Origin of the sequence: Streptomyces sp. NPDC015220 (assembly GCF_043079345.1) — a bacterium.
Classification (GTDB): Bacteria; Actinomycetota; Actinomycetes; order Streptomycetales; family Streptomycetaceae; genus Streptomyces.
Genome location: NZ_JBIBUK010000037.1, coordinates 1 through 24762 on the forward strand (window position 1 = coordinate 1; position 24762 = coordinate 24762).

The 24762-nt window shown below is 71.4% G+C and carries 27 protein-coding genes and 6 pseudogenes; 18 read left to right on the forward strand and 15 right to left on the reverse strand.

Annotation, left to right across the window (positions count from 1 at the left end):
• Both ACF061_RS37320 and ACF061_RS37325 read right to left on the reverse strand, forming a co-directional pair.
• Nucleotides 1–408 (reverse strand): annotated as a pseudogene (locus tag ACF061_RS37320) (transposase); the annotation flags it as partial.
• A 56-nt stretch (nucleotides 409–464) separates the two neighbouring features.
• Nucleotides 465–809: a type II toxin-antitoxin system PemK/MazF family toxin gene (locus ACF061_RS37325; protein ID WP_392271469.1), complete on the reverse strand. Its 345-nt coding sequence runs from the start codon at nucleotides 807–809 to the stop codon at nucleotides 465–467.
• Between the two features lie 168 nt (nucleotides 810–977).
• Here ACF061_RS37325 and ACF061_RS37330 point away from each other — a divergent pair, with 168 nt between their 5' ends.
• The 6 genes from ACF061_RS37330 to amaP all read left to right on the forward strand — a co-directional run bounded on the left by ACF061_RS37330 (nucleotide 978) and on the right by amaP (nucleotide 4320).
• Nucleotides 978–1514: a GNAT family N-acetyltransferase gene (locus ACF061_RS37330; protein WP_392271470.1), complete on the forward strand. Its 537-nt coding sequence runs from the start codon at nucleotides 978–980 to the stop codon at nucleotides 1512–1514.
• Between the two features lie 233 nt (nucleotides 1515–1747).
• Nucleotides 1748–2224, forward strand: a complete 477-nt coding sequence (locus ACF061_RS37335; protein WP_392271471.1) for an Asp23/Gls24 family envelope stress response protein — start codon at nucleotides 1748–1750, stop codon at nucleotides 2222–2224.
• 425 nt (nucleotides 2225–2649) lie between these two features.
• Nucleotides 2650–2820 (forward strand): hypothetical protein, encoded by a 171-nt coding sequence (locus ACF061_RS37340; RefSeq protein WP_392271472.1) that lies wholly within the window; start codon nucleotides 2650–2652, stop codon nucleotides 2818–2820.
• A complete protein-coding gene (locus ACF061_RS37345) occupies nucleotides 2817–3227 on the forward strand; it encodes an Asp23/Gls24 family envelope stress response protein (RefSeq protein WP_392271473.1) in 411 nt (136 codons plus the stop codon). The genes ACF061_RS37340 and ACF061_RS37345 overlap by 4 nt, the downstream gene beginning before the upstream one ends.
• 17 nt (nucleotides 3228–3244) lie before the next feature.
• Nucleotides 3245–3760, forward strand: coding sequence for a DUF6286 domain-containing protein (locus ACF061_RS37350; RefSeq protein ID WP_392271527.1), 516 nt, complete (start codon nucleotides 3245–3247; stop codon nucleotides 3758–3760).
• The gene (gene amaP / locus ACF061_RS37355; RefSeq protein ID WP_392271474.1) at nucleotides 3757–4320 is read left to right on the forward strand and encodes an alkaline shock response membrane anchor protein AmaP; all 564 of its coding nucleotides are present in this window, start codon (nucleotides 3757–3759) and stop codon (nucleotides 4318–4320) included. Before ACF061_RS37350 ends, amaP begins: the two co-directional genes overlap by 4 nt.
• A gap of 177 nt (nucleotides 4321–4497) precedes the next feature.
• Here the strand turns inward: amaP and ACF061_RS37360 are convergent.
• From ACF061_RS37360 to ACF061_RS37385, 6 genes and pseudogenes are all read right to left on the reverse strand, one after another.
• A pseudogene (locus ACF061_RS37360) lies at nucleotides 4498–4707 on the reverse strand (IS5/IS1182 family transposase); the annotation flags it as partial.
• 190 nt (nucleotides 4708–4897) lie between these two features.
• Nucleotides 4898–5974: a DUF917 domain-containing protein gene (locus ACF061_RS37365; protein ID WP_392271475.1), complete on the reverse strand. Its 1077-nt coding sequence runs from the start codon at nucleotides 5972–5974 to the stop codon at nucleotides 4898–4900.
• Complete coding sequence (locus ACF061_RS37370) at nucleotides 5967–7541, reverse strand: hydantoinase/oxoprolinase N-terminal domain-containing protein (RefSeq protein ID WP_392271476.1); 1575 nt, start codon at nucleotides 7539–7541, stop codon at nucleotides 5967–5969. The genes ACF061_RS37365 and ACF061_RS37370 overlap by 8 nt, the downstream gene beginning before the upstream one ends.
• Nucleotides 7542–7602: 61 nt before the next feature.
• Nucleotides 7603–9012, reverse strand: coding sequence for a purine-cytosine permease family protein (locus tag ACF061_RS37375; protein WP_392271477.1), 1410 nt, complete (start codon nucleotides 9010–9012; stop codon nucleotides 7603–7605).
• 97 nt (nucleotides 9013–9109) lie between these two features.
• Nucleotides 9110–10429: a hydantoinase/oxoprolinase N-terminal domain-containing protein gene (locus ACF061_RS37380; RefSeq protein WP_392271478.1), complete on the reverse strand. Its 1320-nt coding sequence runs from the start codon at nucleotides 10427–10429 to the stop codon at nucleotides 9110–9112.
• Between the two features lie 163 nt (nucleotides 10430–10592).
• Nucleotides 10593–11615 (reverse strand): DUF917 domain-containing protein, encoded by a 1023-nt coding sequence (locus ACF061_RS37385; RefSeq protein ID WP_392271479.1) that lies wholly within the window; start codon nucleotides 11613–11615, stop codon nucleotides 10593–10595.
• A gap of 89 nt (nucleotides 11616–11704) precedes the next feature.
• Between ACF061_RS37385 and ACF061_RS37390 the strand changes: the two genes are divergently transcribed.
• Both ACF061_RS37390 and ACF061_RS37395 read left to right on the forward strand, forming a co-directional pair.
• Nucleotides 11705–13285 carry a PucR family transcriptional regulator gene (locus tag ACF061_RS37390; RefSeq protein WP_392271480.1) on the forward strand — a complete coding sequence of 527 codons (1581 nt, stop codon included), beginning with the start codon at nucleotides 11705–11707 and terminating at the stop codon, nucleotides 13283–13285.
• Entirely contained in the window at nucleotides 13282–13527 is a 246-nt protein-coding gene (locus ACF061_RS37395) for a hypothetical protein (protein WP_392271481.1), read from the forward strand. The genes ACF061_RS37390 and ACF061_RS37395 overlap by 4 nt, the downstream gene beginning before the upstream one ends.
• A gap of 123 nt (nucleotides 13528–13650) precedes the next feature.
• Here ACF061_RS37395 and ACF061_RS37400 read toward each other — a convergent pair whose 3' ends face one another.
• Nucleotides 13651–14625 (reverse strand): helix-turn-helix transcriptional regulator, encoded by a 975-nt coding sequence (locus ACF061_RS37400; protein ID WP_392271482.1) that lies wholly within the window; start codon nucleotides 14623–14625, stop codon nucleotides 13651–13653.
• Nucleotides 14626–14705: 80 nt separating this feature from the next.
• Here ACF061_RS37400 and ACF061_RS37405 point away from each other — a divergent pair, with 80 nt between their 5' ends.
• Complete coding sequence (locus ACF061_RS37405; protein ID WP_392271483.1) at nucleotides 14706–15440, forward strand: alpha/beta fold hydrolase; 735 nt, start codon at nucleotides 14706–14708, stop codon at nucleotides 15438–15440.
• Here the strand turns inward: ACF061_RS37405 and ACF061_RS37410 are convergent.
• Nucleotides 15382–15882, reverse strand: a pseudogene (locus ACF061_RS37410) (transposase); the annotation flags it as partial. The gene ACF061_RS37405 and the pseudogene ACF061_RS37410 sit on opposite strands and share 59 nt — an antisense overlap.
• Before the next feature lie 226 nt (nucleotides 15883–16108).
• On the opposite strand from ACF061_RS37410, the gene ACF061_RS37415 reads away from it, so the two are divergent.
• Complete coding sequence (locus ACF061_RS37415; RefSeq protein ID WP_392271484.1) at nucleotides 16109–16618, forward strand: hypothetical protein; 510 nt, start codon at nucleotides 16109–16111, stop codon at nucleotides 16616–16618.
• Here the strand turns inward: ACF061_RS37415 and ACF061_RS37420 are convergent.
• Nucleotides 16615–16878, reverse strand: coding sequence for a hypothetical protein (locus ACF061_RS37420; RefSeq protein WP_392271485.1), 264 nt, complete (start codon nucleotides 16876–16878; stop codon nucleotides 16615–16617). The two genes, ACF061_RS37415 and ACF061_RS37420, sit on opposite strands and share 4 nt — an antisense overlap.
• 208 nt (nucleotides 16879–17086) lie before the next feature.
• Between ACF061_RS37420 and ACF061_RS37425 the strand changes: the two genes are divergently transcribed.
• Nucleotides 17087–17305: a hypothetical protein gene (locus tag ACF061_RS37425; protein WP_392271486.1), complete on the forward strand. Its 219-nt coding sequence runs from the start codon at nucleotides 17087–17089 to the stop codon at nucleotides 17303–17305.
• An 86-nt stretch (nucleotides 17306–17391) separates the two neighbouring features.
• On the opposite strand, the gene ACF061_RS37430 is transcribed toward ACF061_RS37425, so the two are convergent.
• On the reverse strand, nucleotides 17392–17715 hold the full coding sequence (locus ACF061_RS37430) for a transposase (protein WP_392271487.1): 324 nt from the start codon (nucleotides 17713–17715) through the stop codon (nucleotides 17392–17394).
• Between ACF061_RS37430 and ACF061_RS37435 the strand changes: the two are divergent.
• The 4 genes and pseudogenes from ACF061_RS37435 to ACF061_RS37450 all read left to right on the forward strand — a co-directional run.
• A pseudogene (locus ACF061_RS37435) lies at nucleotides 17705–17959 on the forward strand (VOC family protein); the annotation flags it as partial. The gene ACF061_RS37430 and the pseudogene ACF061_RS37435 overlap by 11 nt on opposite strands.
• Nucleotides 17957–18229 carry a hypothetical protein gene (locus ACF061_RS37440; RefSeq protein ID WP_392271528.1) on the forward strand — a complete coding sequence of 91 codons (273 nt, stop codon included), beginning with the start codon at nucleotides 17957–17959 and terminating at the stop codon, nucleotides 18227–18229. The pseudogene ACF061_RS37435 and the gene ACF061_RS37440, both read left to right, overlap by 3 nt.
• Nucleotides 18223–18668: pseudogene (locus tag ACF061_RS37445) on the forward strand (ATP-binding protein). Before ACF061_RS37440 ends, ACF061_RS37445 begins: the two are co-directional and overlap by 7 nt.
• 34 nt (nucleotides 18669–18702) lie before the next feature.
• Nucleotides 18703–19239, forward strand: a complete 537-nt coding sequence (locus ACF061_RS37450) for a GNAT family N-acetyltransferase (RefSeq protein WP_392271488.1) — start codon at nucleotides 18703–18705, stop codon at nucleotides 19237–19239.
• A gap of 372 nt (nucleotides 19240–19611) precedes the next feature.
• Here the strand turns inward: ACF061_RS37450 and ACF061_RS37455 are convergent, their stop codons facing one another.
• Nucleotides 19612–20469 carry a LysR family transcriptional regulator gene (locus tag ACF061_RS37455; protein WP_392271489.1) on the reverse strand — a complete coding sequence of 286 codons (858 nt, stop codon included), beginning with the start codon at nucleotides 20467–20469 and terminating at the stop codon, nucleotides 19612–19614.
• A gap of 109 nt (nucleotides 20470–20578) precedes the next feature.
• Between ACF061_RS37455 and ACF061_RS37460 the strand changes: the two genes are divergently transcribed.
• Both ACF061_RS37460 and ACF061_RS37465 read left to right on the forward strand, forming a co-directional pair.
• Nucleotides 20579–20881, forward strand: a complete 303-nt coding sequence (locus tag ACF061_RS37460; protein ID WP_392271490.1) for a hypothetical protein — start codon at nucleotides 20579–20581, stop codon at nucleotides 20879–20881.
• A gap of 347 nt (nucleotides 20882–21228) precedes the next feature.
• Nucleotides 21229–21960 (forward strand): annotated as a pseudogene (locus ACF061_RS37465) (IS5 family transposase); the annotation flags it as partial.
• Here the strand turns inward: ACF061_RS37465 and ACF061_RS37470 are convergent.
• Both ACF061_RS37470 and ACF061_RS37475 read right to left on the reverse strand, forming a co-directional pair.
• The gene (locus tag ACF061_RS37470; RefSeq protein WP_392271491.1) at nucleotides 21935–22384 is read right to left on the reverse strand and encodes a hypothetical protein; all 450 of its coding nucleotides are present in this window, start codon (nucleotides 22382–22384) and stop codon (nucleotides 21935–21937) included. The pseudogene ACF061_RS37465 and the gene ACF061_RS37470 overlap by 26 nt on opposite strands.
• Nucleotides 22385–22543: 159 nt before the next feature.
• Nucleotides 22544–23632 carry an alcohol dehydrogenase catalytic domain-containing protein gene (locus ACF061_RS37475; protein ID WP_392271492.1) on the reverse strand — a complete coding sequence of 363 codons (1089 nt, stop codon included), beginning with the start codon at nucleotides 23630–23632 and terminating at the stop codon, nucleotides 22544–22546.
• Nucleotides 23633–23734: 102 nt separating this feature from the next.
• Here ACF061_RS37475 and ACF061_RS37480 point away from each other — a divergent pair, with 102 nt between their 5' ends.
• The gene (locus ACF061_RS37480) at nucleotides 23735–24628 is read left to right on the forward strand and encodes a LysR family transcriptional regulator (protein WP_392271493.1); all 894 of its coding nucleotides are present in this window, start codon (nucleotides 23735–23737) and stop codon (nucleotides 24626–24628) included.
• The last annotated feature ends 134 nt before the right edge of the window (nucleotides 24629–24762 follow it).

Sequence of the window (24762 nt, forward strand, 5' to 3'; positions counted from 1 at the left end):
GGTGACGATGCTCCGCTTGCGGCCGACGATCTTCTTTCCGGCGTCGATGCCCTGACTGGAGGCATGAACGCTGGTGGAGGTCTTGATGCTCTGGGCATCGATCACACAGGCCGTTGGTTCGCTGTCGCGGCCCTCTTTCTGCCGCAGCAGTTGCCTGAGCAGGCCGTTTAGCTGGGCGAACACGCCTTCCCGCTGCCACTTGGTGAAGTAGCCGTAGACCGTGTTCCAGTGGGGGAAGTCGTGTGGGAGGTAGCGCCACTGCACGCCGGTGCGGTCCACGTACAGGATCGCGTCCATGATGTCGCGCAGGTCGTGCTCGGGCGGACGGCCGAAGTCCAGGGCCCTGCCGCGACGTTCGAAGCGCCAGGCTGACAGCACCGGTTCGATCAACTCCCAGCGGGCATCGGACGTTGACCTGCGAGAACCGGAGGCATCCGTGCTTCACGGTGAGGTCGGCGAGCAGCCTAGTGCGCCGCCTGCTCGAGTCCACCGGCACGGAGGGCATCCTCGATCTCGCCGAGCTTCGCTGACGACAAGACTCCCACCTGCTCGGTCAGATCTTCCTGGGCCAACGTGACCAGCCAAGTGCACGGGACAAGACCGGGACGTGGCAGCGCCACTCGAAGGACGCCCTCGAGAGGCAGCCCCTCGGGCGCCCCCACTGCCACCTCGACGGCCACACCGCTGATCTCGGTCCCCGCAGGAGCGACGACCTGCATCGCTCGGAACCCGGACGCTTCGTCTCCTGACAGCAGCACTACCGGCCGCCGCTCGTCAAAGTCCGCCAACCAGACCTCGCCGCGCTGCATGTGCCCTCCCGACGCAGGATCGCGGGCGAACCTTGCACGCCCCGGACCGAACACCTCATTGTCGGCCGTAATCCAACCAGTCCAGCGGTCGCAGCGGCCAGCGAACCCGGTGAACCTGCGCGCTCACAGCACTAGGCCAGTGCTCGGCGGAGAGATCATCATGTGGGAATGACTGAGAACCGATCCCCTGTGGCACCGACTGTGGTGCGGCTCGCCCAGTACATGAAGGCGGACCAGGAGGAGATCCTTGGCATCAGCGATGATCCCTTCGGTGTCGCCTGGACCGGTCTGACCTGGCTGCCGAAAGAAGAGCACTTCGGCATCCGGCACGACGGCCGCCTCGTGGCACACGCCGGCCTGCTGCGACTGCCTGTTGCGATCGGCGACGCCGAGACAGAGGTGGTGGGCGTCGGTGGGGTGGCTGTCTCACCCGGCAGGCAAGGTCAGGGCCTCGCTCGCCTCGTCGTCACAGCTGCCCTGGAGCACGCCCGAACGATGGGTCCTCACCACGCACTCCTCTTCTGCCGGCCTCCCCTCGTGTCGCTCTACCAGCGCCTCGGATGGCACCCGCTTGACAAGGACGTACTCGTCGAACAACCCGAAGGCCGCCTCGTGACCATGCCGCTGCGGACCATGGTGACGCCCCTGCGCGACGATGCCCGGTGGCCCTCAGGGCCAGTACGGCTGTTCTCACTCCCTATGTGACGGGCCCCCTCTAGCAAAAGCCGCGCAGCGCGGCGACGCAGGGTTCACCCACTCTCGGTTACGAAGCCAACCGGGCACACTCCGGCATCCGGACCGCCTTGGACAGTTCGGCCTCGTCAGCTCGAAGAAGGAAAACACCTACTCAGCACGCCTGGCCGGGGGAAGTCACGGTGCAGAGCTCGCCATCTCGTGACATAAAGGATTAAATTCCCCTGCACCTAGGAGCACAGGCGATGAGCACTCCATCGACAGAGTCGACGCCGAAGGCAGGCTTGACCGGAAACCGGTTCGGTGACGGGCGTGGGGATCTGGTGACCGAACACGGCAGGACCACCATCTCCGATGTGGTGGTGCAGAAGATCGCCGGTATAGCCGCGCGCGAGGTCGACGGTGTCTACAACCTCGGCACCGGTGGGTCACGGGCCGTTGGAGCCGTCCGTGAGCGCATACCCGGGTCGCGCGGTCCCAGCATCACCCAAGGAGTGACCGTGGAGGTGGGGGAGACCCAGGCAGCGGTGGATATCGTCATCGTCTGTGAATACGGCGTTTCGATCATCGACCTGGCGAACGGCGTGCGGCGCAACATCATCAAGTCCATCGAGGGCATGACCGGCCTGGAGGTGGTGGAGGTGAACATCGCCGTTGACGACGTCCGTCTGCCCGAAGCCGAGGAGGAGGAAGGCGCGTCAACGGGCCCACGGGTGCAGTGAACGGGCCGCCCGACCGCGGCGGTACTGCCGCCGGGAGCGGCGGCCCGACGGCGGACGGCCGCGAGTTCGACCCGGGGCGGATCGCCGCGGCGGCAGCTGGCTGCCGGCTGGTCAGCAGGTTGACCGCCGGACCGTACGGCGCGTCGGTCTACCTGCCCGGACGGCGAGTACCCGGCGTTGAGCTGTCCGGTAGGACGGTCCGAGTGCACGTCGTGGGCCGCTATGGCCACCCCATCGCGGAAATCGGCGCTCAGGTGAGGGACGCCGTCACCGCCGCGGCACCGGATGCCGTGGTCGACGTAGTCGTCGAAGACCTTGTTCCCGACGACCCTCCGGCAGGCGGATCCGCCTGCTGAAACCCACGATCTTCTTGTGCGAGGTGTGCTGTGTCCCCGTCCCCCGCTGCTCTCGGTCTGGCATTCGGCGTGGCTCTGGGCTTCGCCGGAGCCTTCGGCGGCGTCGTCCCCTTTTTCGTCGTTCTGTGCCTCGGACTGATCGGCCTGCTCGTCGGCTGGATCGCTGAGGGCGGGTTCGATCTGAAGGCGTCCCGCGACGCCTACCGCGCCGGTACCCATCGCTCGAGGATCCGCGGATGAGCGGCAGCGACGCCGGTCCCACCGTCAGCGAAGAGCCCGACCCTGCGCCGGGTGAGGGCCCGGGACGCACGGTCATCGGCGAACGGGTGGTGGAGAAGATCGCCGCGCGGGCCGTACGGGAGGCGGGCCGGGCCGGGGGCGTCGCTCCGCGCGTGCTCGGCGTCCCTGTCGGTCGCGAAGGGATGCAGCGAGCGTCCCCCGTAACCGCCTGGGTCGGTGGAGACGCCACGTCCCTGTCCGTCACGGTGTCCCTCGTCTGGCCGTGCTCGGTCCGCACTACCACTCGCCGGCTGCGCGACCACATCATCGAGCGGGTGGAGAGCCTCACCGGTCTGCACGTGGATCATGTCGACATCGACGTCACCCAACTCGCGTCGGCGCCTCACCCCTCCCGGAGAGTGCGATGAGGCGTGTCGTGCGCAGGATGCTGGTTGCCTTGATCTCTCTGATCGTTGCCGCGGCCGGCGCGGCGCTGGCCGTGGACGTGGTGGCGGTCGGCACGGGAAATCCCCCGGTGGTCTGGCCGCAACGCGCCATCACCACCGAACTCGAGGGCAACCGGTGGGGCGACAACGCCATCATGGCAGTGGCGGCCGCGACGGCCCTCGCCGGTCTGTTCCTCCTGTGGGCAGCCCTGTCGCGCGGGCATCGCCGGGCTGTTCGGGTGACCAGCACGGACAAGCACAACCGCACCCTGCTGACCAGGCGCGGACTGCGCCGCAGTGTCGACGGAGCGGTCGGCCGAGTGGACGGAGTCGACCACCACCGCGTACGGCTGCGCGGCCGCCGCGTGAAAGTGAAGGTCACCACCCCCTTGCGCGAACGACAGGACCTGCACGAACGAATCACTGATATCACCCGCGAGCGGCTCACGGCACTCCGCACCGCATCTTCGTACAAGGTGACCGTGAGGGTACGGACGGCCAGGGGGAAACCATGATTCGACACCTCGACAGAGCCAACCGCATCGCACTCGCCCTGACCGGACTTCTCCTGCTGGCTGGGGGAGTCCTGGCGTTCCTGTATGGCTGCGGGCTCCTGGACTCGGCAGGGCCCTCCGCACCTCTGCTCACTGTCGCGGAGCGCCACTATGCCGCCACGTCGCTGTGGCTATGGCCGCTGATCGGCTTCGTCGGCGCACTCTTCACCGTCTTTGGCCTGCTTGCCGTAGTGGCGCAGCTGCGGCCGGACGACGTGCGCAGCCTGCCGGTCGAGGCGGACCGTAGCAAGGGGGCCACCACGCTCAGCGCCGCTGCCGTCACCGGGGCGCTGGAGGACGAGATCGAGTCCTACCGCGGCGTCCACCAGGCCCGCGCTCGGCTGACGCACAGCTCCCGCTATCCGCACCTTGCCCTGCGAGTCACCCTCGCGGCGGACACCGAGGTGCGCATGGCGCTGGACAGGATCGAGTCGGAGGCGCTGCCCCATCTACGGGACTTCCTCGACCAGCCGGGACTGCCCGCCCGGATCAGACTTCACGTCGGGGTGACCGATCGGTGACATGGAGAGGGGACCGGGCCGTCGCCGAAAGCACGCTGGCTGTTCCCGCCGAACGCTCGCCGATACGGCCCTCCACGTGCGGAGGTCTCTTCCGGCAGGCGGTCGACGCCTGTCGCAGTGATCACGTGGAGGAGATGTTGCTGTACACGACGAGGCGGTCCCCGACGCGGCCTGTGGGTAGACGCGGGAGGCCGCGTTGTCGGGCCGGTGGTCGTAGTCGCGGGCGAGGCGCCGGTGCAGCATGAGGGTGCCGTTGACCTGCTCGACGACCCACCGCTTCGGTTGCGGGACGAAGCCCTTGCCTTCGTCGCCGGGGTTGCGGCGGACCACCTCGACGGTGATGTCCTTCACCGCCCCGTGGATGATCACGGTGTCCTTATAGCCCTGGTAACCGCCAGATCACCCCCTCGAGCTGCTGCCGCAAAGCGGCACGTCGTGGTCGACACGCTCGGCCTGCTCCTGGGCGTGATGGTCACCGCCGCAGACACCGGCGGCCCGTACCGGGCAGCCGGGGAGGTGCACCCCGCAAGCGCGCCGGATCGCGGGAGCGGGGGCACGGGGGAGCGGGAGGCGCTGGTCAGAGCGTGCTGCCGAACGGCAGGTAGTCGGTGTCGTAACCGAAGTAACGCGGCCCGGCGAGGGCAAGGCCGCCCTCGGAGGTCCAGCGCGGGTCGCAGCGGGCGACCAGGGCGCAGACCCGCAGCCCGTACCGCAGGCCCTCGGTGGTCACCGGGTCGCCGGTCTCGCTGTCGAGCACGCAGATCAGGTCGGGCGTGGTGGCGACGGTGACACCGTCGCGGACGGCCAGCAGGTGCTCGTTCTGGAAGCCGAGCTCCAGCGTGTGGCCCGTGTCCTCGCCGATGCCCTCCAGGACGGCCCGGCCACGGGCGAAGCCACCCTCGGTGCGCCGGGAGACGTCGACGACCTTGCCGGTCAGCAGACGGATGCCGCCCAGCATCGTGACCGCGGCGACGACCGGGTCCTCGTGCGCCGCGCGGGCCTCGCGGACGGCGGCGCCGAGCCGTTCGGCCAGGGTGAGCGTCTCGGGCACCAGGCCGGCGGCGAGCTGGTCGCCCCGCAGGACGGTGTCGGCGCAGGAGATCTGGCAGCCGAGCTCCACGCACACGGCCCGCGCGATGCGCTCGGCGGCGTGGTTGGAGACGGCGTCCACCACGATCGTGTTGCCCTTGTCGTCGGCGAGCGCCATCGGGGTGTTGGCGACCCCGATCAGACCGGGCAGCACCATCTGCGCCTCGGGGAAGGCACGGCCCATGGCGTCGCCGTCGACGAGCGGCAGCCCGGCCTGCGCGGCGCAGGCGATCGGCAGCATGGAGTTGACACCGCCGATCTCGATCGGCACCAGATGGGTCGCCGACCGGCCGAGGTGCTTCTCCAGGGCGCGCAGCGCGGTCAGTTCCTCACCGCCGTTGGGGACGCGCTCCAGCAGCACGGTCGGGGCGCCCATGCCGGAGACCGGGACGACCAGGGCGTCGCCGGGGACCTCGTCGATGCCGACGACGGTGACGGGGCCGTGGGCGCGGATCGCCTCGCGGGCGAGGAGCTTGCCGATGTAGGGGTCGCCGCCGCCGCCGGTGCCGAGGATGCCGGCGCCGCGGGCGATGTCGTCGAGGTTGTCGAGGGTGATCTCACGCATGGGTGGGGGCTCCGGTGTTCGTGACGTGCTGGATGCGGTGCAGATCGAGGTCGCCGACGGCCTTGACGCGGATCCGGGTGGCCCCGCCGGGGAGGTAGGCGAGCGGCACCTCCTCGATGTCGACGATCCGGACGGTGCCGTCCTTGGCGCCGGCGTCCAGGGCGCGGCCGGTGGCCTCCTCGCGGGCCTGGGCGAGCACCTCCTCGCGGTGGCCCTCGCGGACCCGGAAGACCCGGTCGACCTCGCCACCGACCTGGGCGATGGCGGCGCCGACCGCGTTCGCGACACCGAAGTTGGCGGGGCGGCGCACGTCGTCGAAGCCGGGCAGGGCCTCGGGGACGAGGATCGAGCCGCCGCCGACGGCCACCACCGGCAGCGGCGCGGCGGAGGTGCGCATCCGGTCGACGGCCTCCGCGAGCCGGCCGGCGATGCGGGTCAGGGCGCGTTCGGCGAAGGCCCGGTCGAGGTGGGCGACGCGGCCCGGGTCGCCCACCTCGGCGCGGCCCGCGGCGACGGCCAGGTCGGTGGCGGTGAGGGTGGAGCCGCCGAAGACGAGCGCTTCCTCGGTGAGCCGGTAGCCGACGGAGCGCGGCCCGGTCTCGCCGTCCCCGTCGACCAGGGAGCCGCCGCCGATGCCGAGCGAGAGGACGTCGGGGATGCGGAAGTTGGTGCGGATGCCGGCGGCCTCCGACTCGCCCGCGGCCTCGCGGGGGAAGCCGCCGGTGAGGATGCCGATGTCCGCGGTGGTGCCGCCGACGTCGACGACGGCGCAGTCGGCCAGGCCGGACAGGAAGGCCGCGCCGCGCATGGAGTTGGTCGGCCCGGAGGCGAACGTGGCCACCGGGTAGGTCCGCGCGTGGCCGACGTCCATCAGGGTGCCGTCGTTCTGGGAGAGGAAGAACGGGGCGGTGATCTCCGCCTCGGCCAGCGCCTTCCCGAACGACTCCACGATGTGGTCGGCGAGGTCGCGCAGCGCGGCGTTGACGATGGTGGCGTTCTCCCGGGCCAGCAGCCCGACCCGGCCGATCTCGTGGGAGAGGGAGAAACGGGTGCCGGGGGCGAGTTCCGCGGCGAGGATCTCGGCGGCGCGCCGCTCGTCCTCCTCGGCGACCGGGGAGAACACCGAGGAGATCGCGACCGACGTCAGCCCGCGGGCGGCGATGTCGGCGGCGGTGCGGCGCAGTTCGTCCGTGTCGAGCGGGGAGAGTGGCCGGCCGTCGAACTCCCGCCCGCCGTGGCAGAGGTAGGCGTGGCCGCCGACCGCGGCACGCTGCCGGTCGGGCCAGTCCGTCATCGGGGGCAGCGCCGCGGTGGCGGGCAGGCCGAGCCGCACGGCGGCGACCGGGGCGAGCCGGGCGCCCTCGATCAGGGCGTTGAGGAAGTGCGTGGTGCCGATCATCACCGCGGTGATGTCGCCGACCGGCGGGTTCAGGGCCCGGATCGCGGCGCCGACGCCGGATGTGACGTCCGCGGTGGTGGGCGTCTTGGCGGCGGCGAGGACGCGGTCGTCGTCCCCGAGGAGCGCGGCGTCGGTGTTGGTTCCGCCGACGTCGATGCCGATGCGCATGGTGTTCCTTCGTCCGTACGGGTGGGGCGGGGGTCCGGGGCGGCCGGCCCCGGTGATCGGGTCAGACGGCGGCCGGGTGGCGGGCGGCCGCCGCGGCCTCCGCCTCGATCTGGGCGGCGGGCCGAGCGGGCTGCACGGTCGGCCGGTCGCCGAAGGAGCGGACCAGGCCGAGGCGGCCGAGCACGACGTAGCCGAGGCCCGCCACGACCAGGGAGTTGAGTGCGGGCACGCCCCACCACTGGTAGTGGTCGCAGAACCAGCCGAAGACCGACGAGACCAGCCACAGCGCGAGGGTGGCGGGCACCCAGCCCGGTTCGGTCTCCGGCAGCCGGCCGCGGGCCCGGGACGCGTCCAGGTGCGGCCGCCACTGCTTGACCACGAAGTACTCGGCGACCATGATCCCGGCCACCGGCGGAGTGAGGACTCCCAGCACGGTCAGGAAGGTCGTGAACCGGTCCAGGATGCCCGCGGCGGCCGCGCCCGAGCCCAGCACACCGAGGGCCACGGTCACGGCGACCCGGTTCAGGCGCAGGTGCAGCAGCGCCTCGGCGGCGTTCACCAGGCCGAGGGTGGCCGAGTACAGGTTCCAGTTGTTGATCTTGACGGTGGCCGAGACCAGGACGATGACACCGGCCACGCCCGAGGAGGAGGTGATGATGGCGATCAGGTCGGACGACTTCACGGCGTAGGCGAGCAGCACGCCCGCCAGGCCGAGCACGTACTCGCCGAGCGAGATGCCGATGACGGTCTGCTTGACGACGTCACCGGCGTTGCGGTTGAAGCGGGTCATGTCCGGGGTGACGATCGCTCCGGCGATGTACGAACCGGCCACGATGGTGGCTCCGGTGGCGACGGACAGGTGGGTGCCGAACGGCTGGGCGTGGACCAGGTCGAGCATGTCGTGGCGGGCGAACTCCACGCCCATCGCCCAGCCGGCCAGACCCAGGAAGGCGGGCACCGTGACGAACGCGGTCCAGCCCATCGCCCGGAACCCGCGCAGCACGAGAGCGGTGACGCCCAGCCCGCAGATCAGGCACCAGGCCCACATGGGAACCGCGCCGACCAACTGGTGCAGGCCGGCGGCGAACACCGCGGTCTGCACGCCGAACCAGCCGAACAGGGAGACCGCGATGACCAGGCCGATCAGGCTGGCGCCGTAGCGGCCGAAGCCGGTCCAGCGCACCAGTGTCGAGGTGGACAGGCCCTCTCGCATGCCGGCGATGCCGACGAATATGCAGACGACCTCCAGGATCACCGAGCCCAGGGTGAACGCCCAGAAGGCGCCCCAGAAGGACAGGCCGGCGCCCAGGGTGGCGCCGAGCAGGAACTGGGTCAGGTCGGAGAGCTGCCCGAAGCGCTGCACGGCGACGCCGAACCAGGAGTGGCGGGCCGCGCGCGGCACCCTCTCCAGCGGGTATTCCTCGTCGGTGCGGGCCCCGGTCGTCTCCGGGGCGCCCTGTGGTCTGGGCATGGTGGTCCTCGCTACGGGGATGAACGGTGTACGGCGGCTCGTCGGTGGGCCGCCGCCAGGGACGGAAGGCGTGGCCGGGGGCGGCCGGCGGCCGGTGTCACAGGGGCAGTGGCGGTCCCGCGGCCCGTGCCCTGACCAGCACGGCGCCGGGCAGGTACGGGACGGGCAGGTCGGGTTCGAGCACGGTGGACAGGCGTTTCGGGTCGGCCCCGGCGCGGACGGCGCCGGCCCGGGCGAGGTCGAGGACCTCCGCACGGACGTCCTCGGCGGAGATCGTGCCGGGGCGGACGATCCGTTCGTGGTGACCGCCCACCGGGCTGGCCGCGGCGCCGAACGCGCCCGCCACCGCCCCGTGCGGCGGCCGCACGACGGGGAAACCCGGCACGTCCGGTACGTCGTCCGCGCCGCCACCGACCAGGATCAGCGGGAAGTGCCCGGCGCCCGGGCGCATGCGGTCGGCGGCCTCCGCGAGGTCGCGGTGGGCCCGGGCGTCCACCGTGATCAGGTCGGGGAAGCGGAGGTTGACGGGGACGCCGCCGATGAGTTCGGTGGTGCCGGAGACCTGCGGGTAGCCGCCGCTCAGGGTGCCCACCCGGGCGCGGCGGGCGCCGATGTCGGCGACCACGGCGTCCTCGCTGCCCGCCAGCAGACCGGCGCCGCGCAGGGTGCAGGCGGGGCCCGAGCCGAGGCTGAGGCCGGGCTGGCGGCGCAGATAGTCCAGGGTCATGAGGGTGCCGTCGTGCCGGGTGACGAACACCGCGGCGCCCGGTGCCAGTCCGAGCCGGGGCAGGGCCTCCTCCACCCGGCCGGCGATGCCGTCGACGAGGGAACTGAGGGCCGCGTCCAGCACGGTGGCGTTCTCCCGGTGCAGCAGGCCCAGCGGGCCGACCTCCCCGGAGAGCAGGACCGGCACGTCGGTGCGGGCCCGCAGGATCTCCGCCGCCTCGCGCTCCTGGCTGCCGTCGGCGGGCGCGAAGACGGCGCTCACCGCGAAGGCGTCGGCGCGTCCGGCGAGCCGGTCGCCGAACCGTGCCACCGCGTCCCGGTCCAGGGGCACGGCGGCACCGGGGCCGAGGCCGCCGCCGCCCCCGGCCTCCGCCACGCCGGCCAGCACCGCCGCCCGCAGGTCGGCGGGCCATCCGTACAGCGGCCGTACGGCGTCGGCGGTGCCGATGCGCAGCACGCCGACCCGGCCGAGGCCGCGCCGGGCGGCGACGGCCCCGGCGGCGGCCCGCAGGCCGAGCGCGACCTGGCCGACGTCCGCGCGGGCGGCGGCCGGGACGGCCCGGGCGGCGGCCAGGAAGGAGGCCACCGGGTCGCCGGCCCGGGACGGGACCTTCGCGGTGGCGGCCACCCGGCCGTCGTCGAGCAGCACCGCGTCGGTGCTGGTGGACCCGATGTCGATGCCGAGGATCACCGGGCACCTCCGGTGGGCGCGGTGACGGTGCGGCGGACGGGTGCGCGGGCGGCACGGGCCGCCGGACCGGTGCGGTCGGCCCGGGCCGCGGTGCGGCGGGCGGGTGGCGCGGTGCGGGCACGGGCGGACCGGGTCCCGGCCCACCGGGTGCCGCCGCCGGGGGTCACCGGGCGTCCGCGGCGGACGCGGTGGCGGCCGGGCGGACCAGTCCGGTCAGCCCGAACGCGGCCGGACCGGCTAGGGAGAGTCCTGCCGGGGTGTACCAGGCAGGCGCCCCCGGCAGCACGTGCAGTGCCACCCGTAGCCCGTAGCGGATCTCCTCCACCGGCAGGGCCCAGCCGGTGTGGCTGTCCACCAGGGAGATCACGTCGGGTACCAGGGCACGGCAGGCGCCGTCCTCCACGACCGCCAGGAACTCGCTGCGGGCCTCCAGCCGCAGCAGCCGCCCGTCGTCGCCACCGGTGCCCTCCAGCAGCACGTGCGTGGCCTCGCCCGCCCGGCGCAGGTCGGCCACCTTGCCGGTGAGCAGCGGGGCGGGCACCTCACCGCGGCCCAGAGCCAGAGCGCGGGTCACGGTGCCGGGGACCGCGTGCACGGCGGCCAGGGCCGCGGTGAGGGGGTAGTCGCTGGAAGCGGCGCGGCCGCCGAGCGCGTCGACGACACCGCGCACCAGGAGTTCCAGGTGGACGCCGTCGACGTGGTCGAGGACCGCGGTGTGGCCGTACTCGTCGACCAGCACGGCGGGCCCGGGCCGCAGCCCGGCCAGTTCCAGCACGTTCTGGTTCATCCGCGGGAAGGCCCGGCCCATGCTGTCGGCGTCCAGCAGCGGCAGCCGGAGCCGGGCAGCCCAGGCGAGGGCGGCGGGCCCGTTGAGGCCGCCGATCTCACTGCTCAACACGGCGGCGACGGGCCGGCCGTGGAGCTGCTCCACCCGGTCGCGCAGCCGCGCCGGCTCGTCGCGGCCGCCGATCCGCTCGGCCGCCACGGCCGGCGAACCCACCAGGCTGAACGGCATCACCAGGGCATCACCGGGCAGGTCGCGCGGGTCGGCGACCGGCACGGGGCCGCACTCCTCCAGAGCCTGCGCGGCGACCGGCAGGGTCACCGAGACGGGGCCGCCGCCCCCCGAACCCAGCAAGGCGCAGCCCCGGGCGAAGGCGGCGAGCGCCGCGGCGTCGAGGTCCATGAGAGGAACCATAGGAAGCATTCCGTCCGCTTTCAGTGGCCCGCAGCACACCGTTCACCACCCGGATGTGCCGAGGGCACACTGTGGCCATGGTCCTCCTCACCGATCTGCTCTCCGCGCCCGGTCTGCGTGACGTGCGCCACCTCGCGGGCCCCCTGGACGCCCGGCCCGTCACGGGTGCCCGCCTGGAGACGCGGCGCGAGGGCCTCGTGCAGGCACCCGGCGGCTCGCTCGTCGTGCTCACCGCGCCGGTCCCCGGCCTCCTGCTGGACGTCGCCCTGCGCGAGGCGGCCGCCGCGGGCGCGGCGGCCGTGGTCCTCACCGCCGGGCACGGCACCACGGACATGGACGGCGGACCGGGCACCCCGGCGGGGACCGGCTCCGCGGCGACGGACGGCCCGCCCGCGGACCGCGGCGCGCCGCCGCCGCTGCCGGCGACCGTGCGGGCACTGGCGGAACGGGGCCGGGTGGCGCTGCTCGCGGCGGACGGCGACCTGGCGGCCCTGGTGGTGGCGGTGGAGCGGGCGGTGGCCGGGGACGCGGCCGACGCGCTGGCCCGGGTGTCCGCCGCGGCCGCCGCACTGCCCGGCGTGGCGGGGGACCCGGCGGGCGCGGCCCAGGTCGCCGCGCGGGCGCTGGGCGTGCCGGTCGAGGTCCGCCTGGCCGGTCCGGGCGAGGCGGGTGCCTCGGCTGCGGGCCCGGACGGCGAGGTACGGCTCGCCGCGCCGCTGCGCGCCAGCGGTCACACCGGACAGGCGGTGCGGTCGGTGCTGGCGATGGCGGCGCTGGCCGCGGCGGGCGGCGGCCGCGGAGATGTACCGGTACGCTCGCGCGGCCGTCTGCTGGCGGAGATCCTGGTGGCGCCCCGGGAGCGGACCGCCCGCCTCGCGGCCCGCGGCCGGGCGCTGGGCCTGCCGGTGGACGGTCACCACATCGCGCTACGCCTCGAGACAGGCGGGCCCGGCGAGCGCTATGAGGCGCTCGAACCGGTCATGTCGGAAGCCCTCATCCTGTTGCGGGACTGGTCGGCAGGCGACACCGAGGCGGGCGCCCCGGCCATCCGCTGGAACGCCGCCCTCGCCGACGAGGCGCTTATCCTGCTCGCCACCTGGCAGATCGGGCCGGGCCCCGAGGAACGCCGGCGGCTGGGCGACGACGTGCGCCGGCTGGCCGGCCGCCTGGAGCGCGACCATCCCGCGGCCCTGCGCTGCGGTGTCGGCGGCGCCCACCGCGGCGTGCTGGGCATCCGGGCCACCGCCCGCGAGGCGGCGGCCGCACTGCTGCGGGACCCGGCCGCACCGGTGGTGGTCCACGACGCGGCCGGCCTGGACCGCATGCTTACCGAGTGGTACGCGTCCGACTCGGCCCGGGAGGCGGTCAAGGAACTCCTCGCACCGGTGCTGGCCCTCGGCCCGGAACGGGCCGGGCCGCTGGTGCGCACCCTCCAGGCGTACCTGGACCACAACAACTCGCCCGCCCGCGCCGCCGAGGCCCTGCATCTGCACCGCAACGCCGTCGGCGCCCGGATCCGCCGGGTCACCGAACTCACCGGCGCCGACCTCGCCGACCCGGAGGTACGCCTCGCCCTGCAACTCGCGTGCCGTGCCGTCGCCGCCGGCGCAGGCCCGGCAGGGCCTGTCCCCTCCGCGGAACCTAGGAGTAGGCGATGAGCCTGTTCGTTCGGCAGTCCATGAGCGCCGTCGGCTCCAGCGCGGACAACGCCGCGGCGGAGAGCTGGAACGCGACCATGAAACGCGAGACCCTCCAGAACCGAAAGAGCTGGTCAAGCGAGCGCGACGCCTCGAACTCTTCCGTCGGCTGCACCGCTACAACACCGTCCGCCGCCACAGCCGCCTGGGACACCGCAGCCCCATCTACGAACACGCACTCGACCGAACATCAACTACGCTGACGCAAGTCGCATAACTCCGTGTCCAACTTCCGGGGTCAGGCCCCTACCTCGCCCCGGCGGCAGGAATGGCCCGCCGCAGGTCGCGGTGATCACGGCAGGGGCTCCGCCGCAGTAAATCCGGCTTTACTGCGGTAGTTCTTCCGGTTTCCGCTGGGCGGCTGCGGTGAGTTGGGCGGCCAGATTCTTGAGCGCCTGCCGTAGTTCGTCGGGATGGTGGATGGTGAAGGGCCATTCCAGGGAGGCGAGCATGTGGGCCATACCGTCCAGCCGTTCTGCCCGCGCGTGCATCAGGACGCCGGTGGGCTGGGCGGTGAGGGTCACCGCTGAACGGGGTAGCCGGCGGGCGATCATATCGAGGGGGCCATGGATCGTCACCTCGACCTGCCAGCGGTAGGGCCCCTGAGCGAGGGTCGAGGTCAGGTGGGCGACGGGGTTGAAGCCGTCGGGTGCAGTGAAGCGGTCGGCTCGAGCGGTGACGGAGGCGATGCGGTCGATGCGGAAGGTACGCAGGCTGTCGCGGAGGTGATCGTGGCCGACGACGTACCAGCGGCCGGTGTGGAAGACCACGCCGTAAGGGTCGATGTCGCGTTCGGTGTGTTCCTGGCGCCAGGACTGGTGGCTGATACCGATGGTCGTGTGGGCGCGGGAGGCCTGGGCCAGTGCCAGCAGGACGCCGGTTCCAGGTGCCTGCCCGATCACGGCGTCGGCGGTGAAGGACAGGGTGTCCCGCATGGCGGCGAGCGGTTCGCGCAGGGCGTGCGGAAGCACCCGCTCGATCTTGGCCAAGGCGCCGGCACTGGCCGGCGCGGCGGTGCCCATGCCCAGACGTTCTGCCGCGAGCAGGCCAAGAACGACGGCGAGAGCCTCGTCGTTGGTGAGGACCAGAGGTGGCATGCGGTAGCCGCGGGCCAGCCGGTAGCCGCCGTAGCGGCCGCGTTCGGCCTCCACGGGGATGCCCAGTTCCCGCAGGTGCGCGGTGTACCGGCGCACGGTGCGGACGTCGGTGTCCAGCCGTTCGGCCAGCTCCATCCCGGTGAGCCGGGGGTTGGACTGGAGGAGTTCCAGCAGGGTCAGCACACGGGTCAGGGGATGCGACATGGATCACTCGGCATTTCAGGGCGGATTCTGTCCTGTATCGACTTTACGCTCCCCGCAGCACCTCACTTCAGGGAGATCACATGGCCACTTTCGTACTCGTTCCCGGCGCCTGGCTCGGGGCATGGGTCTGGGAAGACACCGCCCGAGCTCTGCGGGAGCACGGCCACACGGCGCTGCCGCTGACACTGACGGGCCTGGCCGAGCACGCAGACCAGGGCGGACCCGAGACGGACCTGGACACGCACATCGCGGACATCACCGGATTCGTCGAGCGGAACGATCTGCGCGACGTCACGCTGGTCGCCCACAGCTACGCGGCTGCCCCGGTCACCGGGGCAGCCGGACGTCTCGGCGACCGGCTGGAACGCGTGATCTACGTGGACAGCGCCCCATTCGCAGCGGGCATGTGCATGCTCGACCTCATGCCACCGCAGGCAGCGGACCAGCTACGTCACCAGGTCTCCGCTTCCGGCGACGGATGGCGGCTGCCGATGCCGCCGTTTGAGGTCCTGGGCTTGTCCAGCAGCCTCGACGGGCTCGATGAGGGCCAGCGGGACGCTCTGCGCGCGCGTGCCACCCCTCAGCCATTTGGCGCCTTCACCCAGCGTCTCGACGGCCCGGCCGAGCCCGGTCCCGGTGTGGTCCGTGTCCTGATCGCGTGCCATGACTTCATGGGGCTGCTGGATGCCGGGGTGCCGATGCTGGCCTACCTGAACCAGCCGCCGTGGCAGCGCTTCGACCTGCCCACCGGGCACTGGCCGATGCTGTCCGCGCCCGCCGAACTCGCCGACGTCCTCGACAAGGCCGTCTCCTGACCGCGCTGGATGAGAGGCACAGCCCGATGCATGACCCCGGGTGGGCGGCGCTCGGGAAGGAGCCGCCGTCGCCGACGGTGGTCAGGAGGACTGCGGCGGTCCTGACGCCGATGCGGGGCATCGAGGTCAGGACCTGGGAAAGAGGGTGAGCCTCCAGCAGTGCCTCGATCCTGGTCTCCAGGGCCCGGCGTTGTTCGTGGACGGCGGCCAGCGACTTCGTGGTAGGCGACCTGGCAGCCAGCGTCCCGGGCGACGGTCAGCGGCAGGGCGCCGATGGAGGCGGGCTGGTCCACGACCACAAGGACGGTGCCGAACTTGGCCTTCAGCTTGTCGAAGACCGCCCGCAGCTTCGGTTCGCCGTTCGGCAGCGGCTTGTCGAAGACCGTCTTCCCGGCCGCAGACCGTGGCCGTGATGGGTCTGCTTGCCGACGTCCAGGCCCAGGCTCGGCGCTCGTGATCCGGCATGACTCGCGAAACAACTGGCGTCCCGTCAGGGACTGCCGTTCCCCCGAGATGTCTGCCGGACGCGGGCGTCGGCGGCCCACCCGTTGGATTGATCAGCAGCTTGTCCGCCGCCTCACGGCGTGACTCATCACAGTTCCGCCACGTGGTGATTCCACCCAGGCCGACGCCGACCACGGTCCGTCCGCCCGGAGGAGAACAACCGCGTGACCATGCTCGCAGAACACGTCGACGGCGTCATCGGCGTCGACACGCACCGCGACACCCTAGCCGCAGCAGCCGTCAGTCCCATCGGTGCCGTCCTGGAGACCACCGACGCACCGGCCCACAGTCGCGGCTACCAGCGTCTTCTCGACTACACCTGGAACGAGGTCAACAAGCTCGCCGAGCTGAAGGACCCCCGCACGGTGACGACGTACAAGTACAACAACAACGACGTCCGCACCACGACCGCCTACCCGGGCGGGACGGTGCAGAGGGTCGACGTCGACAACTCCGGCCGGCCGAAGAAGATCAAGGCGACCTCGACCGCATGGCACCCGCGCACGTACAGCCGCGGACCCGCGTCGGGCGGCCCCGGCCGAACCGTCACTGGCCCTCGCCGGAGCATGTCTGTTCACGGCCAACGTCACGCCGGCGGTGGCCCGGCCCCTCACGCCGAGGGCCCCGTTCCCGGGATCTCTCCCGGGAGCACGGCCCCTGGGCCCCGCGGCTAACGACCCGCGGCATCCCGCAGGACCTGGGCGACGGCCCGGTCGTCGTCGAGGGCGCTCATCCGGACGGGGTCCCGTTCGTCGTCCAGGACGACGGCGCGGACCACCGTTCCGACAGCCGCCTGCTGGTCGCCGTCCGGCCAGCGCGGGTCCTTCGTGTTGTCGATCAGGCCCGCGGTGCCGTCCGGGAGCACCACGTCCAGCCCCCAGGGCCGTACCGCGAGCACACGGACGTCGTACTCCTGATGGAGTGTCGGGGGCATGGCACTCAGCCTCCTCACGGCTTGGGTATCCAGGTACGGGCGACGGTCAGGGCGTTGAACTCGTTCAGTCTGCTGTAGTCGATCTCCCACTCGAGCCTGGGGCTGCCGTTCGGGCCCTTCCATGACAGTGGTGTGCACCTCCCCGGCGACGGCCGACGCCGACGCATGGGGTCCCCGCCCCAAGGCGTGCAACACGAAGGCTGCCGCAGTGCAGCTGCACACCACGGACGCCGTCCGACTGCGTGGGGACCGCGGCACGCGCGCCCGTGTGCTGACCGTCCTGCCGAGGGGCACCGACCTCTATGCGCAGTGCTGGCGCACGGTCGATGACGTCTGGTGGGCCGACGGTGAAGTCATGTCCGGTCCCGCCCGCGGGCGTCACGGGTGGGTGGTCGGCGCCTGCACCGCTACCGGCTACCGACGCTGACGGCCGGCTTCGCACGGTCCGGTCCCGCCGCCGGGCTGCCGAGACCGGTCGGGGGGCCTGGCAGCGGGGCCAGGCCGGCGCGCTGATCACGGGCGCACGGCTGACGCGGACGGCTCTGGGGCACCGAAGCGCGCCGCCCCGGCACCATCGGGCCCGCCGCCGTCCTCGCCGCGCCTATCGCGTGGGCGGTAGCCGTTGCGGTGGTTGACGCGTTCGTCGCTGACCTGCCCGTACTCGGCGTTGCAGAGCGCGTCGGCCTCCGCCGACATGAGCGCGTCAGCGAATGTCTTGATCATCGCGCGCGGCAGATCGGGACTCGCCGCGGCAAGGTTCTCCTCGGCGAGGGCGTGCAGGGGCAGACTGTCAGGTGCGGTCATCGGGGTGATCGACTGGAGTGCCATGTCCACCATCCAGCCAGTGATCTTGACTGCCGACCACGACGTCCTGCTCGGCTTCTATACGAAATTGTTCGGCGCCGAGGAGATCTTCCGGGTGCCGGAGGAAGGCCCGGTCTTCTACCTCGGCTTGCGCATCGGCGACACCGACCTCGGGCTGGTGGCCAAGGCGAACCCGGGGGACCGGGAAGCGTCGCGGATCTTGCTCAGCATCGGTGTCGACGACGTTGAGGCCGAGCGGGAGAGGCTGCGGCCGCTGCCTGCGGACGACTACGACTGCGGGATCGACCTGACTCCCACCGTCGCACGCAACTCGCGGATCACGGTCCGGCAGTGCTACTACTCGGTCCCGGCGAAGTTCATCGGGACCAAGGTGCGGGTGAAACTGCGGGCGAACGAGCTGTGGGTCTTCGACGGGCGCAAGGTCGTCGCCCGTCACCCGCGGCTGACGCGCCGATACACCTACCACGACATCCTGGATCACTACCTGGAGATCCTGCTGGTCAAGAGGGACGCCCCCTCGTGCTGATCGGCGACTCCGGCACCGGCAAGTCCCGCCTGCTGATCGGGATCGGCACCGCGATCGCCGAGACCGGCCTCTCGGTCCGCTACACGACCACCAGTGCGCTGGTCAACGAGCTCGCCGAGGCCGACGGCAACCGCCGCCTGTCCTCGGTCATCGCCCGCTACAGCAAGATCGATCTTCTGTGCCTGGACGAGTTCGGCTACCTCAACCTGGACCGCAAGGGCGCCAAGCTGCTGTTCCAGATCTTCACCGAGCGTGAGGAAGCAAAGCCACCGCGGTCGCGACGAACTCACCGTTCACCGAGTGGGACAAGACCTTCGGTGATGCCCGGCTCTGCGCGGCCATCGCCGACCGGATCACCTTCCGCTGCACCCTGATCCAGACCGGCACCGAGTCCTACCGCTTCCAGGCCACCCAGGAATCCCTCTTCCCAGGACAATGAACCCGGAAGAACGCCCGCCGGGAGAGGCACAGCAATGCACGACAAGCAGGAAAACAGCGTCATCGAAGGCGACCTGACCTGCCTCATCCCGGCCACCGAAGCACATCTGCCTCTACTCGCCGACTGGTTCGCCGACCCGGAATTCGTACGGAACTGGGGCGGGCAGCCCCTCACCCGCGACGAAGTCGCCGCGAAGTACACGGGACGACGCCGCCCCGACGTGGAGTCCTTCCTGATCCTCGCCCAGACCATCCCGGTCGGCTATGCCCAGTACGCGCCCACAGGCCCCGGCCAGGGCGGCATCGACATGATCCTCCTGCCCCAGGCCCAGGGCAAAGGCCTCGGCCCCGACGCCGCCCGCGCACTCGTCCGGCATCTTCATACGGTCCTGGACTGGACGCAGGTGACCGTCGATCCCGAAGCATCCAACACCCACGCCATCCGGGCCTGGACAAAAGCGGGCTTCCGCCAGGTCAGCCGGCAGGGGACACATCTGCTGATGGAATGCCGCCGCGACCACAGCATCCCGCCGACGGAGACTCCCGACGAGAGCTTCCCGTCCGGGGCCTGAACAAAGACGGGCCCCGGCCACGTCTTGTCAGGGAGGCAGCCCAGGACCCACCCCCGGAACATATCGAAACCCCCACGGCTGCGGCTCCAGACACCCCGCTCCGCTGGGAACGTCACCCGATCAGCGGCTCCCGAACTCGCCGGAGAACACCCACCGCACGCGAGTACATCACCACCACGAACAGCCCAACTCTGGCTCCCACTCGCACCGGAGCGGTGGCTCCCAAATGACCCGGTGAAATCACCGCAAAACCGCCCTGCCAGACGATCTACACCCCAGACTGCCGCCCACGACCAGCACGAGCACCCCGAAACGGGGTCACGCCACCCCGTTGACCGGCCACTTCAAGATGGCGGAGCTTCATTCGCATCCTCAAGTCGCCCGGGCAGCGTCTACGGCTGCGATGACGAAGGAGGCGACCAGGGGACGGCGGTTGTCCTGCGACCATGCAAGGACCAGTTCGCTGTTGGGGGCGTCGATCACGGGCCGGTAGGCGAGGTCGGAGTGCATGGGCTGGGCCAGCGAACGGGGAAGCATCGCGATGGTACGTCCCAGTCTGATCATGTGCAGGGCTTCGGCCAGGTCCGTCACCTCGGGCCCCTGCCCAGCCTCGGGCGCTCCGGTCCAGCGTACGCCTTTCCAGCGTGGCAGAGTCTCCTGGGCAAGATCGGCGAGCGTGACCTGCGAGCGGGAGGCGAGCCGGTGGTCCGGCGGCAGGATCGCGACGCGCCCTTCGACCGTAAGAGTTTCGTGGTCCAGGCCGGTCATGTCGTCGAACGGCGCGTACAGCAGGGCGACATCAGCGCGGCCATCGCGGACGTAATCGGCGCGGTCCGTGGCTCCGCCGAAGAGGATGTCCACCTGGCGGGCGTCGGGCCGCCCGCCGTAGGCAGCCAAGATGCCGGACAGCAGGTTCGCGTCACCGCCGGGTTTGATCACCAGGCGCAGACGGGCTTGCCGATCACCGGCCCTGCGGGCCTTCTCGACGGCCGCACTGACGGCATTGAGTGCGTGCCGGCCATGATGCAGGAGCGCCTCGCCGGCGGGTGTGAGGGTGACGTTCCTGCTGGAGCGCTCCAGCAGCTTCACCCCGATCCTGGATTCCAGGCGCCGGACCGCCTTGGACAGAGCCGGCTGCGCGATCCCCAGGCACGCCGCGGCGCGACCGAAGTGCAGCTCCTCGGCCACGGCGACGAAGTACTCCAGCTCGCGGGTCTCCAGCTCGGCCATGCCGAAAGACTACCGCCCAATCCATTCCCAGCAGGCATAGAACGAGAACGGACAGATCTTGGACGGGCGGGAGAAACGCCTGTTCCCTAGAGGCATGATTCACCACACGATGATCGTTGCGTTCGACAATCCGATTCCCGAAAGTGAGCTGAACCAGTACCTCAAGGAGTTCGAGGAACTCGTGACGGGGTCCGGTCTGGTCAAGTCGGTCGCGGCCCGGCATCACATCCGCGTCCCGGGCGACGACCACGCCCCCGTAGCCGTCGCTAGCGCCATCCTGCAACTGTGCCTGACCGACCTCGACGCCCTCAACGCAACCTTCACCATGCCCGGGGCAGTCGACCTCATCAAGCGATGGCAGGGCCGCCACCCGTACAAGGTCATCTGGGTCAACCACGAACCGCTGGAGTAAGACGTCATCCGCATACCGATCAGCAGGTTGTGGGGTCGAACAGGGGTCTTGTTCGGGTGATCGGGGTGCGGTCGGTGCATGAAGGCAGGGCCTCGCGGTAGCTCGGGGTTGTCGAAGCCAACGAGCACCGGGAGGCCCTGTTGCTGCAGTCTTTCGTGGTCGCTTCCGTGGAGTCCAACTCGCCGTCTCCATCGTGTGGCTGTCTCGCGCACAGGTTCGGCAATGCGGCTGACGGGCCGGAACGTGTGCGGTGTTACGGCTCGGATCCGACGGACGCGGAGTGACAGGTCGTCCGGCCGTTGCTGCGGGTTCCGGCATGGTTCCAGGGCCGGTGAGGCCGGCCGGAGAGCTATTGCCACCGCGTGATGTTGGACGCGGTGCGCTACGTGGTCGACAACGGCGTCAAGTGGGCCGGTCTTCCGGCGGATTTCCCGCCGTACCGGCGGGCGCACGCTTTCGCCCGACGCTGGCAGGTGGCGGGTCTGCTCGGCGAGTTCCACGACCGGCTGCGCGACCGCGTGCGGGAGAAGGAAGGCCGCGCGGTGGACCCGACGGCCGCGATCGTGGACCCGCAGTCCGTGCGGGCGGCTGCGAACATCCCGCGCTCGACGTCCGGCTGGGACGGCGGGAAGAAGGTGGGCGGCCGCAAGCGGCACCTGGTGGTCGACTGCCTCGGCCTCGTCCTGGCCGTCACGGCGACCGCGGCGAGTGTCCAGGACCGCGATGCCGCTGTCGGACTGCTCGACGGGCTGCGCACGAAGTACTTCTCGATCCGCCTGGTGTGGGCGGACGGCGGATACGCGGGACGGCTGGTCGACTGGGCGGCCGAGAACCTCCGTCTCACCCTGAAGATCGTCCGACGTACCGAAGACACGAGTGGGTTCGTGGTGCTGCCGCGCAGGTGGGTGGTGGAAAGGACGCTCAGCTGGCTCATGCGTTCACGTCGTCTCGTCCGGGACTACGAGACGCTGCCCGTCATGCACGAGGCCATGGTGCTGTGGTCGATGACGATGCTCATGAGCGGCCGCCTCGCCGGCCGGCACTCGGCAGGGTTCAGCCGCTCTGCGGCGAAGCGGTGAACACCCCCGGCCGCACCTGCCGGATCCAGCCCCGCTCCGCCAGCCGTTTCGCCTTCGACCGCACCCCCTCGACCTTCGCCGGCACCACCTGGAGCCCCAGCGCCGCAGCCAGCTGCTGACAGCGCATACCCTCCCGCCCGACGTCCGACTCCAGCAGTTCCACGATGTGCTGGTAATCCACTGCCGGCACGGATACCGCCATGCCCTCGGTCCGGTGCGGCACCGTCGATCCCGCAACCGCCCCCTTCAGCGAAGACCCCGGCGCCGGGGCCGGCGCCACGGTCAGCACCTCCGTCACCGTGACCCGGGCATCCACCAGACGCTGAAGCGCACGTTCCGCCTCATCGAGCGCGGCACGCAACCGCGCCACCTCCTCCCGGATCCCCGTCTCCCGAGCCTCCAACAGAGCGATCACCGACGGCATCAGCCACCTCCACGACCGAGAAGAGCGGACGAACACACCCATCTCTCCCGCCGCGAGGCACCACTCATTCCCACCCAGGCCGAACCGAACGATCACGTTCGGAGCGGATGACGTCTGAGAGCGCATCAGCCCTGAGCGGGTGGTGATCAGTGGGCCTTGTCAGCCGGCCGATGGGGTGAGGCTGGTGCGGTCGAACGGGCCACCGTGCGCGGCGGCGTACGCGATGGAGTCGTTGACGGCGTCGAGGCCGAACGAGCGGACCCGTTCGGGGGCGAGATCCAAAGCGCCCGAGGCCCGGAGCCGGATGATGCCGATGTTGGCGGCGCGCGGGTACATCCACTGCCCGCGCACGGTGATCGAGTTGCGCATGATCCATGGGTACGGGAGCGCGAGGTCGTCACCACCGAGCATGCCGACGCCGCCCATGAGGACGACCCGGCCGTACTCGCGCACGACCATGGCTGCCGCGCGCGAGGCCGAGCTGGGTGCGCTCGGCGGGAGCATGTCGATCACCATGTCGATCGGGGCGTCGGCTGCCGCGGACATCGCCGCGCGGTCGGTGGCCTCGTCTCCGGTCAGCGGGATCGGGCGCAGACGCGGACCGAACCGGTCGGCGAGGAGGTCGAGCGCGGCCTGGTTGCGGCCGGGGGCGACCACGCGGCCCGCGCCCATTGCAAGCGCGACCGCGACCGCGCTGCTGCCGAGGTTGCCGGTGGACCCGCTGACGAGCAGCGTCTCGCCGGCTGCGAGGCCGCCCGCCAGCAGCCCGCCGTAGGAGATGGCGTGCACGGTGAGTGCGGCCCAGCGGGCCGGATCGTCCCCTGCCGCGGCGGGCAGCGGGAAGACGTTCTCCGTCGGGACCCGCATGAGCTCGGCGAACGCGCCGTCGTGCATGTACTCGGCGAGCCGCGCGCCGCCCTCGCCGCGCGAGCTCCAGCCCTGGAGCGTGATGTCGGGCGTCAGGACGTCGTCCCGCGAGCGCACCGTCGAGTCGCACCACACCAGGTCGCCGACCCGCAGCCGGGTGGCGTCAGGGCCGATGTGGACGATCCGCCCCACCGCGCCGACACCGGGCACGACGGGAGGGACGAGGGGGTACTTCCGCTTGCCGCTGAAGACTTCGGCCGCGTAGGGCGCCACGTTGGCGGCAAGGACCTCGACCACCACCTCACCGCCCCCGGCCTCGGGGTCCGGCGCCTCCCGCACCATGAGTGGGGCGCCGAACTGCGCCAGAACTGCTGCTCGCACGTGATGACCTCCGTGTTCGTCCGTGCTCGTGGGATCGACACTAGGAGCGTGACAGGCCATGCGGGAAGCGATGATCTCGCATCTATGGTATGCGTAGGCTGCATGGATATCTCCAGCACCGGACTGCGGGTCCTGCGGCAGATCGCCGAGTCCGGCAGCTTCACCGCGGCAGCCGACCGACTCGGCTACACACAGTCGGCCGTCTCACGCCAGGCCGCCGCCCTCGAACGCAGCGCCGGCACCACCCTGTTCGAACGCCGCCCGGACGGGGTACGACTCACCCCATCCGGCTTGACCCTGCTGCGGCACGCCCATACGGTCCTCGCCTCACTCGCAGCGGCCGAGCGTGAGCTCACCGGCACCGTTGCCCGGACCGAACTGGTGCGGCTCGGGGCAGTCCTGAGCGCGGGCTCGACGATCCTGCCCGTCGCACTCTTGCACCTCGCGGCGGCCGACCCGCAGATCACGGTCACCACCCGCGAGGGCACCACACCCACCCTGATCCGGGCGCTGCGCGCGGGCTCGCTCGACCTCGCCGTGCTGACCTCCCGCCCACCCCACCGGCCCTTCGACAGCGAGTTGCCGCGCCTGCACCTCGAGACCGTCGCGGACACCGAACTGGTCGTGGCGGTGGCTTCGACCGGAGACTTCGCCGGACGCACCACGGTGCACGTCGACGAGTTGGTCGACGCCGCGTGGATCGCCACCCCGTCGTCGAACTCCGAGCCGCTGCTCGGCGTCTGGCCCGGCCTGCCCGGACGGCCGCGCGTCGTCCACTCCGCGCGCGACTGGCTGACGAAGCTCCATCTGGTCGCGGGCGGCTTCGGCGTGACCACGGTGCCGTCCGAGCTCTCACCGGTGCTGCCGCCCGGGGTGAGTCTGCTGCGCGTCGACGGCGCACCCCCCGAGATCCGCCGGGTGCTCGTGGCACGCCTCTCCGGCCACCCCGCCCCGGCGATCACGGCCGTCACCCGAGCGATCACGTCGGCCGCCTGAACCGCCGCCAAGGCCGCGCGCAGGGCCGCGCCGCGGACGGGCAGGCCGGATGCATCAGCGTCTTCGCAGTGGCACGCGAGGACGTTGATCAGGCAGGGTGGCACGCGGACACGACTCCAGGTCGATCTTCGATC

Excerpts from the sequence above, each read along its gene's own strand:
- ACF061_RS37480 (WP_392271493.1), top strand. The coding sequence starts at position 23,735 with ATGGATATCTCCAGCACCGGACTGCGGGTCCTGCGGCAGATCGCCGAG.
- ACF061_RS37350 (WP_392271527.1), top strand. The coding sequence starts at position 3,245 with ATGCTGGTTGCCTTGATCTCTCTGATCGTTGCCGCGGCCGGCGCGGCG.
- ACF061_RS37470 (WP_392271491.1), bottom strand. The coding sequence starts at position 22,384 with ATGCCGTCGGTGATCGCTCTGTTGGAGGCTCGGGAGACGGGGATCCGG.
- ACF061_RS37335 (WP_392271471.1), top strand. The coding sequence starts at position 1,748 with ATGAGCACTCCATCGACAGAGTCGACGCCGAAGGCAGGCTTGACCGGA.
- ACF061_RS37325 (WP_392271469.1), bottom strand. The coding sequence starts at position 809 with ATGCAGCGCGGCGAGGTCTGGTTGGCGGACTTTGACGAGCGGCGGCCG.
- ACF061_RS37370 (WP_392271476.1), bottom strand. The coding sequence starts at position 7,541 with ATGCGCATCGGCATCGACGTCGGCGGAACCAACACCGACGCCGCGCTC.
- ACF061_RS37375 (WP_392271477.1), bottom strand. The coding sequence starts at position 9,012 with ATGCCCAGACCACAGGGCGCCCCGGAGACGACCGGGGCCCGCACCGAC.
- ACF061_RS37455 (WP_392271489.1), bottom strand. The coding sequence starts at position 20,469 with ATGGCCGAGCTGGAGACCCGCGAGCTGGAGTACTTCGTCGCCGTGGCC.
- ACF061_RS37385 (WP_392271479.1), bottom strand. The coding sequence starts at position 11,615 with ATGGACCTCGACGCCGCGGCGCTCGCCGCCTTCGCCCGGGGCTGCGCC.
- ACF061_RS37420 (WP_392271485.1), bottom strand. The coding sequence starts at position 16,878 with ATGCCCCCGACACTCCATCAGGAGTACGACGTCCGTGTGCTCGCGGTA.
- ACF061_RS37430 (WP_392271487.1), bottom strand. The coding sequence starts at position 17,715 with ATGGTGGACATGGCACTCCAGTCGATCACCCCGATGACCGCACCTGAC.
- ACF061_RS37390 (WP_392271480.1), top strand. The coding sequence starts at position 11,705 with ATGGTCCTCCTCACCGATCTGCTCTCCGCGCCCGGTCTGCGTGACGTG.
- ACF061_RS37345 (WP_392271473.1), top strand. The coding sequence starts at position 2,817 with ATGAGCGGCAGCGACGCCGGTCCCACCGTCAGCGAAGAGCCCGACCCT.
- ACF061_RS37400 (WP_392271482.1), bottom strand. The coding sequence starts at position 14,625 with ATGTCGCATCCCCTGACCCGTGTGCTGACCCTGCTGGAACTCCTCCAG.
- ACF061_RS37460 (WP_392271490.1), top strand. The coding sequence starts at position 20,579 with ATGATCGTTGCGTTCGACAATCCGATTCCCGAAAGTGAGCTGAACCAG.
- ACF061_RS37405 (WP_392271483.1), top strand. The coding sequence starts at position 14,706 with ATGGCCACTTTCGTACTCGTTCCCGGCGCCTGGCTCGGGGCATGGGTC.
- ACF061_RS37450 (WP_392271488.1), top strand. The coding sequence starts at position 18,703 with ATGCACGACAAGCAGGAAAACAGCGTCATCGAAGGCGACCTGACCTGC.
- ACF061_RS37365 (WP_392271475.1), bottom strand. The coding sequence starts at position 5,974 with ATGCGTGAGATCACCCTCGACAACCTCGACGACATCGCCCGCGGCGCC.
- ACF061_RS37330 (WP_392271470.1), top strand. The coding sequence starts at position 978 with ATGACTGAGAACCGATCCCCTGTGGCACCGACTGTGGTGCGGCTCGCC.
- amaP (WP_392271474.1), top strand. The coding sequence starts at position 3,757 with ATGATTCGACACCTCGACAGAGCCAACCGCATCGCACTCGCCCTGACC.
- ACF061_RS37395 (WP_392271481.1), top strand. The coding sequence starts at position 13,282 with ATGAGCCTGTTCGTTCGGCAGTCCATGAGCGCCGTCGGCTCCAGCGCG.